Source organism: Vibrio sp. 10N.261.45.E2 (assembly GCF_002875705.1).
Lineage (GTDB): Bacteria > Pseudomonadota > Gammaproteobacteria > Enterobacterales > Vibrionaceae > Vibrio.
Genome location: NZ_MCZZ01000139.1, coordinates 25,119 through 35,047 on the forward strand (window position 1 = coordinate 25,119; position 9,929 = coordinate 35,047).

Here is a 9,929-nt window from a genome sequence, read left to right on the forward strand (position 1 = left end):
CATGAATAGTTAGTCATTTACTGTCTGGATGACAGAGAAGCAAAAGGGAGAATTGCAATGGCTCTATATGATCCTAGTCTTGAAAAAGACAACTGTGGATTTGGTTTAATAGCGCAAATGGAAGGCCAACCGAGTCATAAGTTGGTACGAACTGCTATTTCAGCCCTCGATCGCATGACACACCGTGGCGGTATTGCTGCGGATGGTAAAACCGGAGATGGCTGTGGCTTATTGCTACAGAAGCCAGACTCTTATCTAAGAATTATTGCAGAAGAGAACAACTTCAAGCTCGGCAAGCAATACGCAGTCGGCATGATTTTCTTCAGCCAAGACCCAATCAAAGCGCAATCTGCGCAAGACATCATCAATAAAGAGCTCGCTCAAGAGACCTTAACTGTTGCAGGTTGGCGTGTCGTGCCAACTAACACTGATGTATTAGGCCCAATCGCCAAAGATTCGGTTCCCAATATTCAGCAAGTCTTTATCTCGGCACCTGCGGGTTGGCGTGAACGCGATATTGAACGACGCCTATATATTGCTCGTCGTCGAATTGAAAAGCAGCTCACTGAAGACAAAGATTTCTACATCTGTAGCCTTTCAACCCAAGTCATGGTCTACAAAGGCTTGTGTATGCCGGCCGATCTTCCGCGATTTTACCTCGATCTTGCTGACTTACGTATGGAATCGGCGATATGTCTGTTCCACCAGCGCTTCTCAACTAACACTCAACCACGTTGGCCACTGGCTCAACCATTCCGCTATTTAGCGCATAATGGTGAGATCAATACTATCGAAGGTAACCGTCAGTGGGCTAAGGCTCGTGCCTATAAATTCTCTTCACCACTGCTGCCCGATTTACAAACCGCAGCACCCTTTGTGAATGAGACAGGCTCAGATTCATCAAGCCTAGATAACATGCTCGACCTATTCCTTGCCGGTGGTATGGATGTGTTCCGAGCGATGCGTATGCTTGTGCCGCCCGCTTGGCAAAACCACCCAGACATGGATCCCGATCTACGTGCTTTCTACGACTTCAACTCCAAACACATGGAACCGTGGGATGGCCCTGCTGGTATCGTCCTTTCTGATGGTCGTTATGCTGCATGTAACCTAGATAGAAACGGCCTACGTCCAGCGCGCTATGTGATCACCAAAGACAACTTGATCACGCTGGCATCAGAAGTTGGTATTTGGGATTACGCGCCAGATGAAGTCGCAGAAAAAGGTCGCGTTGGACCGGGTGAACTGTTGGTAATAGATACACGCCGCGGCAAGCTATGGCAATCCAACGAAATCGATAATGATCTAAAAGGGCGTCACCCATATAAAGAGTGGATGGAAAAGAACGTTCATAAGTTAACACCGTTTTCCGAACTGCCTGATGATCAGGTCGGTAAGCGAAGCTTTGACGATGACACACTAAAGACTTATCAAAAACAATTTGCGATGAGTAACGAAGAGTCAGACCAAGTACTGCGCGTACTCGGTGATATGGGGCAGGAAGCGGTCGGCTCGATGGGTGATGATACGCCAATGGCTGTGCTCTCTTCTAAAGAACGTTTGGTCACAGATTACTTCCGTCAGAAGTTTGCTCAAGTTACCAACCCGCCTATCGATCCTTTGCGCGAAAAGCACGTGATGTCTCTCGCGACCAGTATCGGCCAAGAGATGAACGTGTTCTGCGAAACAGATGGTCACGCCTACCGTGTGACATTCAATTCGCCGGTTCTACTCTACTCTGACATGCAGCAACTTCTGCAGCTAAATCAAAAACACTATGGCCACGCGATCCTTAGCATGCACTATGATCCTGCTGAGAAAGAACTCGAGCAAGCCATCAATGACTTGTGTGATCGTGCGGTGCAAGAAGTGCGTGACGGTGCCGTGTTGGTTGTGCTTTCAGACAAAAACTTAGAGAAAGGCAAACTGCCTGTTCCAGCTGCGATGGCTGTCGGTGCCGTGCAAACCAGACTAGCTGACAACAACCTACGATGTGATGCCAATATCGTAGTCGAGACAGCAACCGCCCGCGACCCACACCAATTCGCGGTGCTGCTTGGCTTTGGTGCGACGGCGGTTTACCCGTACCTTGCTTATGAAGCGTTAGGTAAAATGTTGGATGATGGATCTTTAGATAAAGACTATCGCGCAGCAATGCAAAATTACCAAAACGGCATCAACAAAGGCCTGTACAAGATCATGTCGAAGATGGGCATTTCGACCATTGCCTCTTACCGCTGTTCGCAGCTTTTCGAAGCCGTTGGCCTACATTCCGACGTTGTTGAACTCTGTTTCCGCGGAGTTACCACACGAATCCAAGGCGCAAGCTTTAGCGATTTCCAACAAGATATCTATAACCTATCTCGTAAAGCGTGGACTAAGCGCAAGCCTATCGAGCACGGTGGTTTACTGAAATACGTCCATGGTGGCGAATACCACGCCTATAACCCAGATGTCGTCGGCACGCTGCAAACGGCAGTTAAAACCGGCGAAACATCAGATTATTTATCCTTTGCGAAACAAGTGAATGCTCGCCCTGCCGCAATGCTGCGCGACTTAATGAGCCTGAAAAAAGCCGATAAGCCACTAACACTTGAGCAAGTCGAGCCGAGTAGCGACCTCTTTAAGCGCTTTGACTCGGCAGCGATGTCGATTGGTGCCCTGAGCCCAGAAGCGCATGAAGCATTAGCGATGGCTATGAACCGCTTAGGTGGTTACTCAAACTCTGGTGAAGGTGGTGAAGATCCACGACGCTTTGGTACCGATTGTAACTCGCGTATTAAGCAAATTGCGTCTGGTCGATTTGGTGTAACCCCACATTACCTAACCAATGCAGATGTTCTGCAAATCAAGGTTGCGCAAGGTGCGAAGCCCGGAGAAGGTGGTCAGCTGCCAGGTCATAAGGTGACGGCAGAAATTGCTAAGCTGAGATATTCGGTTCAGGGTGTCACCCTGATATCCCCTCCTCCGCACCACGATATCTACTCAATCGAAGATTTGGCTCAGCTGATTTTCGACCTTAAACAAGTTAACCCTAAAGCCTTGGTTTCAGTAAAGTTAGTGTCTGAACCGGGTGTCGGCACTATCGCGACTGGTGTAGCAAAAGCCTACGCTGATCTAATCACCATCTCTGGCTACGATGGCGGTACCGCGGCAAGCCCACTGACTTCAGTAAAATACGCAGGTTGTCCTTGGGAACTTGGCTTAGCCGAAACCCAACAAGCACTGGTTGCTAACGGGCTTCGTCATAAGATCCGCCTACAAGTTGATGGTGGATTGAAAACCGGTCTCGATGTGGTTAAAGGCGCGATTCTCGGTGCTGAAAGTTTTGGCTTTGGTACCGCACCAATGGTCGCAATGGGTTGTAAATTCTTACGAATCTGCCACCTCAATAACTGTGCGACAGGCGTCGCGACTCAAGATGAAACATTGCGCCGCGAATACTTCAAAGGTCTGCCGGATATGGTAGTGAACTACTTTACTGGCTTAGCCGATGAAGTTCGCCAGCACCTTGCTGACCTTGGTGTAGAAAAACTCACCGATCTAATTGGTCGTACTGATTTGCTTGAAGCAGTTCAAGGCCTGACTGCAAAACAGAGCAAACTCGATCTATCTTCAATACTCGAAGCTCCAGTTTCTCCAGAAGGTCACCCACTGTTTTGGACCGAGCCAAACGCACCGTTTGATAAGGCACAACTCAACCAACAGATTCTGGATGATGCGCTCGATGCAATTGAAAAACGTAAATCCACCAGCCTTTACTACAACGTGATCAACACAGACCGTTCGATTGGCGCTCGTATCTCTGGCGAAATTGCTAAGCGATACGGTAACCAAGGGATGGCAGGTTCACCAATCAAGTTATACCTCGATGGTACAGCAGGCCAGTCTTTTGCAGTTTGGAACGCAGGCGGCGTAGAGCTTTACCTAACAGGTGATGCCAATGACTATGTCGGTAAAGGCATGGCTGGCGGTAAAGTAGTAATCAAGCCTCACCAAGGCACAGCGTTTACCTGTAATGAAGCGACCATCATCGGTAATACCTGCTTGTATGGCGCAACCGGAGGCAAGCTGTTCGCTGCAGGTACTGCTGGCGAACGATTTGGTGTACGTAACTCAGGTACGGTTGCAGTGATTGAGGGTGCGGGTGACAACGCCTGTGAATACATGACCGGCGGTATTGTTGCCATTCTTGGCGCAACCGGAGTGAACTTCGGTGCAGGTATGACGGGTGGTTTTGCATATGTCATGGATAAGAATGAAGACTTCCAAGGCCGTGTGAACAACGAATCGGTCGAGGCACTTTCTCTGTCTGACCTATTTATCCACCAAGAACATCTGCGTGGCTTAATTGCAGAGCACTTAGAAGAGACTGGCTCAGTACACGCTGAAGCTATTCTGGCGAACTTTGATGAATGGATTCCGAAGTTCTACCTAGTGAAGCCAAAGACGGCGGATCTGAACACCTTGCTCGGCCACCAAAGCCGCAGCTCAGCTGAACTTCGTGTTCAAGCGCAATAATTGGAAGGAGCCAATAATGAGCCAGAATGTATACCAATTTATTGATGTGAATCGCGTAGACCCAGCGAAGAAACCAATCAAGATTCGTAAGATTGAGTTTGTAGAGATCTACGAACCTTTCACTAAACAACAAGCAAAAGCGCAAGCAGATCGTTGTTTAGACTGTGGCAACCCATACTGTGAATGGAAGTGTCCTGTTCATAACTACATCCCTCAGTGGCTTAAGCTTGCCAATGAAGGGCGCATTATCGAAGCGGCTGAATTGTCTCACCAGACCAACAGCCTGCCTGAGGTATGTGGTCGAGTTTGTCCCCAAGACCGACTGTGTGAGGGCTCTTGTACCCTCAACGATGATTTCGGCGCGGTAACGATAGGTAATATTGAAAAATACATTACCGACAAAGCCTTTGAAATGGGCTGGAAGCCAGACATGTCTCATGTTGAATGGACCGATAAAAAGGTCGCGATCATCGGTGCGGGACCTGCAGGTCTAGCGGCGGCTGACATCCTAGTTCGTAATGGCGTAAAAGCTGTTGTATTTGATCGCTATCCAGAGATCGGTGGCCTCCTCACTTTTGGTATCCCATCATTCAAGCTTGAGAAAGGCATCATGGAGAATCGTCGCCGTATCTTTAGCGAAATGGGCGTTGAATTCCGAATGAATACCGAAGTCGGCAAAGACGTTCAACTTCAAGAGCTAGTCGATGATTATGACGCTGTTTTCCTTGGTGTTGGCACTTATAAAAACATGCGTGCTGGCTTAGACAATGAAGACGCACCGGGTGTTTATGATGCCCTGCCTTTCTTAATATCTAACACCTACAAGGTAATGGATTTAGAAAACCCAACTCCGTTCATCGACATGCAAGGTAAGAAGGTGGTCGTGCTTGGTGGTGGTGATACCGCGATGGACTGTGTAAGAACCTCGATTCGTCAACATGCAGCTAATGTTGTGTGTGCTTACCGCCGAGATGAAGCCAACATGCCGGGCTCTCGCCGTGAAGTGAAAAATGCGCGTGAAGAGGGTGTGAAGTTCAAGTTCAACCTACAACCTATTGGCTTAGAACTAAACAGCGCTGGTCATGTGGCTGGCGTCAAAGTCGTGAAAACCGCTTTGGGTGAACCTGATGAAGCAGGCCGTCGTCGTCCAGAACCTGTCGAAGGCAGCGAGCACATTCTTGAAGCCGATGCCGTGATCATGGCATTTGGTTTCCAACCTCACGCGATGGAGTGGCTAGAACCTTTCGGTGTAGAGCTTGATCAATGGGGACGAATCAAGGCACCTGGAGAGCAAGAGTTTCAATATCAAACCACCAACAGCAAGATCTTTGCAGGTGGCGATGCGGTTCGAGGATCTGACTTGGTGGTAACCGCTATCGATGAAGGCCGTAAAGCTGCGGAAGGGATATTAGATTACCTAGAAGTGTGATTAGGTTTCCTTTATTACTCAGTTCGTTACTATAAAAAAGGGATCCAATTATGGATCCTTTTTTGAATTAGATACGTTTATCACAAGCACAACAAAAATATGTAGAACAATCGCAAAAGAACCAATATCGAGAACCATAATAACGCCATAGGAAATACTATGAAAAAAGCCGCTCTCCTCTCGCTATCACTTTTAACATTAACCGCTTGCAGCCAAGGAATTACGGACATGAAAGACAGAACTTCATCACCTTGTGGAGACAAACCAAACTGCGTATCAACACAAGATGACCGTGAACAGCATGCATTGGCCGCGTTTGAATTAACAGATTCAGCAAACCTAGATGCGATCGAGCAGGTTGCACTAACCTTACCGGGATCAAAAACCGCGAGCAAAACAGAAGATTACCTGCGTGTCGAATGTACTTCTCGCATCATGCGCTTTGTCGATGACCTAGAGCTTAAAATCACTGACGGCAAACTGATCGTGCGTTCTGAATCTCGTACTGGCCATTCTGATTTTGGTGTTAACCGAAAACGTGCTGATCAACTTCGCGCAAGTCTAAAAAACGAAGGCCTAATTAAATAGATAAAAGAATACACAGATAAATCGCTGCTATTCGGATGAGAAGTGCTTCTGAGCTGTCGCTCGACACTTCTCTTCCATGCTACAATTTCGCTCTACTGTTTAAATATTTTTTATTAAGAGACTACACATGAAAATCGGCATCATTGGCGCAATGGAGCAAGAAGTTGCGATCCTAAAAGCAGCAATTTCAGATATTACTGAAGTTAATAAAGGCGGTTGTACCTTTTTCTCTGGTCAGCTAAATGGTGTTGACGTTGTTCTGCTTCAATCAGGCATTGGTAAAGTAGCAGCAGCAGTTGGTACGTCTATCCTACTAAGCGAATACCAACCAGATGTCGTTCTAAACACTGGTTCAGCTGGCGGTTTTGATTCAACACTGAACCTTGGCGATGTGGTTATCTCGACTGAAGTACGTCACCACGATGCAGACGTAACGGCTTTCGGTTACGAAATCGGTCAAATGGCAGGTCAACCTGCAGCATTCAAAGCTGACGACAAACTGATGCAAGTTGCTGAACAAGCGCTATCTCAAATGGAAGATAAGCACGCTGTTCGTGGCCTAATCTGTACTGGCGACGCATTTGTTTGCACTGCTGAACGCCAAGAGTTCATCCGCAAGCACTTCCCATCAGTGGTTGCTGTAGAGATGGAAGCTTCTGCGATTGCTCAAGCTTGTCACCAGTTCCAAGTACCATTCGTTGTTGTGCGTGCAATCTCTGACGTTGCAGACAAAGAATCACCAATGAGCTTCGAAGAGTTCCTGCCACTAGCAGCACAAAGCTCTTCTGAAATGGTTATCAAGATGGTTGCCCTACTAAAGTAAGCGACTAGACATGCAAACACTGTTTGATCAGGTATTTGCAAATGGCGTGCTCCTTGTAATGTGGGGAGCACTGCTTTTTCATTTGATTCTACCTATCCCTCATGCCGCACACCCCACGACCTTATGGCATAAGTTTGCTGAACTTTTAGCAACTAAGGTCAACAACAATCAAAGTTACTCCCAAAGCCTAATCTCTGGCACCTTAGCCTGGGGGTTAATGGTATTCCCAACTCTGATTATTCTCTTGGCTCTGCAACCTCTAGTTTGGCAGACTCAACTGTTCCAACTGGCTTTATTACTGCTCGCCATTGATTGGCGTAACAATGAAAAGCTAGCTAACCAACTGATCAAAGCTCTTGGCCGAGAAGATAAAGCCGCCGCTCGTCAGTTACTGGCTCCAATTGTCAATCGTCAGACTGAATCACTTTCATCACTTGGCCTAGGCAAAGCCGCCACAGAAACCATCATTATGGGCTACGGCCGCAATATGGTTTGTGTGTTGTTCTGGTATGCCATTGGTGGTGGTATCGCCGCTTTAATGTATCGCCTGATTGTCGAGTTAGCTCGAGCTTGGTCACCAAGTCGTAAGCAATTCTCACCTTTTGGCTCAACAGCCATCAAAATCGTCGCTATTCTAGAATTCATACCCATGCGCTTATTCGCCTTGATGATCGTATGCGGTGATAAAGCCACTCACACGTTTAAGATGATGCTTGCTCAAAGTCGCTCATGGCCACTGCCCGGTCCAGCATGGTTAATCACGGCCGTTGGCAACAAGCTGGAGCTATCACTCGGTGGCCCTGCTATTTACAACGACACAAAAGCCATACGCGCAAAGTTAGGCGGCAGAATCGCCCCGTCAGCTCTGCATTTATCTCAGGTTCAGAAGCTGCTGTTTGGTCGCATCGCTATTTGGATATTCTTACAAAGCCTAGCCTTACTATTTATTCACCAAGGGATTTAGCGTGAAACCTTCAGCACTTGTTACAAGCTTTACTATTTTGTCTTCCAGCTTATGGCTACCTTTGTCATTTGCAGAAACTCCAGAAAGAGTACAGCCTGCTCAACGCGTGGTCAGCCTTGCTCCTCATGCCACTGAACTAGCGTACAGCGCTGGATTAGGTGACAACCTTGTTGCCGTAAGTGAACGAAGTGATTACCCACCACAAGCAGAGCAGCTTGAGAAAGTGGCTAACTATCAAGGCATCAAGGTTGAGAAGATCATCGCTCTTCAGCCTGATTTGATTCTTGCGTGGCCTGCAGGAAACCCACCCAGAGAACTCGCGAAGCTAGAGCAGTTTGGTTTTAATATCTATTACTCAAAAACCAAAAGCCTAGACAGTATCGCAACCAATATTGAACAACTCAGCCAATACGCGAGCGATCCAAGCATTGGCGAAAATAACGCTCGGCGATACAGAGAGCAGCTCAACGAATTAAGACTGAAATATAAAGATGCGGAACCTGTTAGCTACTTTTACCAGCTGAGTGAGAAACCGATCATCACCGTTGCTCAAGGACACTGGCCAAGTGAGGTGTTTGAGTTTTGTGGCGGCCACAATATTTTCGAAGACAGTGCTTCCCCTTACCCACAAGTTGGTATCGAACAAGTTGTATTAAGGAAGCCGCAAGTGATCTTCACTTCTCAGCACGCAATTGAGAATGGAACCATGTGGCAAACATGGGAAGATGAGATCCCGGCTGTCGCTCAAAATCAGATTTGGTCACTCAATTCTGACTGGATTAATCGCCCAACAACGAGAACTTTGCAAGCGATCAAACAAGTATGTAATTTCTTCGATAGAGCTAGGCAAAATCACTAACTATTTGCTGCATTTTTTCGTACAATTCGCCACCGACCTGTCCCTACAATTTTAACTATAAGAGCACCAGTATCATGGATTCCATGCTGCTTTATATTATCGATTTATTTGGCACTGCCATCTTTGCTATCTCCGGCGTATTTGTCGCTGGCCGCCTAAAAATGGACCCCTTTGGTGTCGCCGTTCTCGGCAGTGTAACCGCCATTGGTGGCGGTACTATTCGAGATATGGCGTTGGGTGCCACTCCCGTGTTTTGGATCACTGATACCACCTACCTTTGGGTAATCATCATCACCTGTTTGCTGACTATGATGATTGTAAGGCGCCCAAAACGTCTGGCTTGGTGGATACTGCCGGTGTGTGATGCGATCGGCCTGGCGGTGTTTGTTGGTATTGGTGTTGAAAAAGCGCTTATCTATCAAGATTCAGCTTTAGTTGCTGTCATCATGGGTGTCATCACTGGCTGTGGTGGTGGTATTATCCGCGATGTACTTGCCCGTGAAGTGCCAATGATCCTAAGAAGTGAAGTCTACGCGACCGCTTGTATCATTGGTGGCACTTTCCATACTATGGCGATCTGCATGGGGCACGATTCAGAAACGGCATTTTTAGCCGGCGTGTTTTCAACACTATTGATTAGACTTGGCGCTATTCGCTGGCACTTATCACTACCAACGTTCGCCATTAAATAAGCTAGCGCTACACAATTGATTAAAGGCTCCTTAAGGCTGTCTCTTATACACAA

General features: G+C 47.3%; 7 protein-coding genes. All 7 read left to right on the top strand.

Annotation, left to right across the window (positions count from 1 at the left end; genetic code table 11):
• The first annotated feature begins 57 nt into the window (after positions 1–57).
• The 7 genes from gltB to BCT34_RS16665 all read left to right on the top strand — a co-directional run bounded on the left by gltB (position 58) and on the right by BCT34_RS16665 (position 9,876).
• Positions 58–4,521 carry a glutamate synthase large subunit gene (gene gltB, locus BCT34_RS16635; RefSeq protein ID WP_076654900.1) on the top strand — a complete coding sequence of 1,488 codons (4,464 nt, stop codon included), beginning with the start codon at positions 58–60 and terminating at the stop codon, positions 4,519–4,521.
• Between the two features lie 16 nt (positions 4,522–4,537).
• The gene (locus BCT34_RS16640) at positions 4,538–5,950 is read left to right on the top strand and encodes an FAD-dependent oxidoreductase (protein WP_076654899.1); all 1,413 of its coding nucleotides are present in this window, start codon (positions 4,538–4,540) and stop codon (positions 5,948–5,950) included.
• A gap of 159 nt (positions 5,951–6,109) precedes the next feature.
• Positions 6,110–6,538 (top strand): DUF1499 domain-containing protein, encoded by a 429-nt coding sequence (locus tag BCT34_RS16645; protein WP_076654898.1) that lies wholly within the window; start codon positions 6,110–6,112, stop codon positions 6,536–6,538.
• Positions 6,539–6,665: 127 nt separating this feature from the next.
• Complete coding sequence (gene mtnN / locus BCT34_RS16650) at positions 6,666–7,361, top strand: 5'-methylthioadenosine/S-adenosylhomocysteine nucleosidase (RefSeq protein WP_017630246.1); 696 nt, start codon at positions 6,666–6,668, stop codon at positions 7,359–7,361.
• 10 nt (positions 7,362–7,371) lie between these two features.
• Positions 7,372–8,325: a cobalamin biosynthesis family protein gene (locus tag BCT34_RS16655; RefSeq protein WP_076654897.1), complete on the top strand. Its 954-nt coding sequence runs from the start codon at positions 7,372–7,374 to the stop codon at positions 8,323–8,325.
• A 1-nt stretch (position 8,326) separates the two neighbouring features.
• On the top strand, positions 8,327–9,184 hold the full coding sequence (btuF, locus tag BCT34_RS16660; RefSeq protein ID WP_076654896.1) for a vitamin B12 ABC transporter substrate-binding protein BtuF: 858 nt from the start codon (positions 8,327–8,329) through the stop codon (positions 9,182–9,184).
• A gap of 74 nt (positions 9,185–9,258) precedes the next feature.
• Positions 9,259–9,876, top strand: coding sequence for a TRIC cation channel family protein (locus BCT34_RS16665; RefSeq protein ID WP_076654895.1), 618 nt, complete (start codon positions 9,259–9,261; stop codon positions 9,874–9,876).
• Positions 9,877–9,929 lie beyond the last annotated feature (53 nt).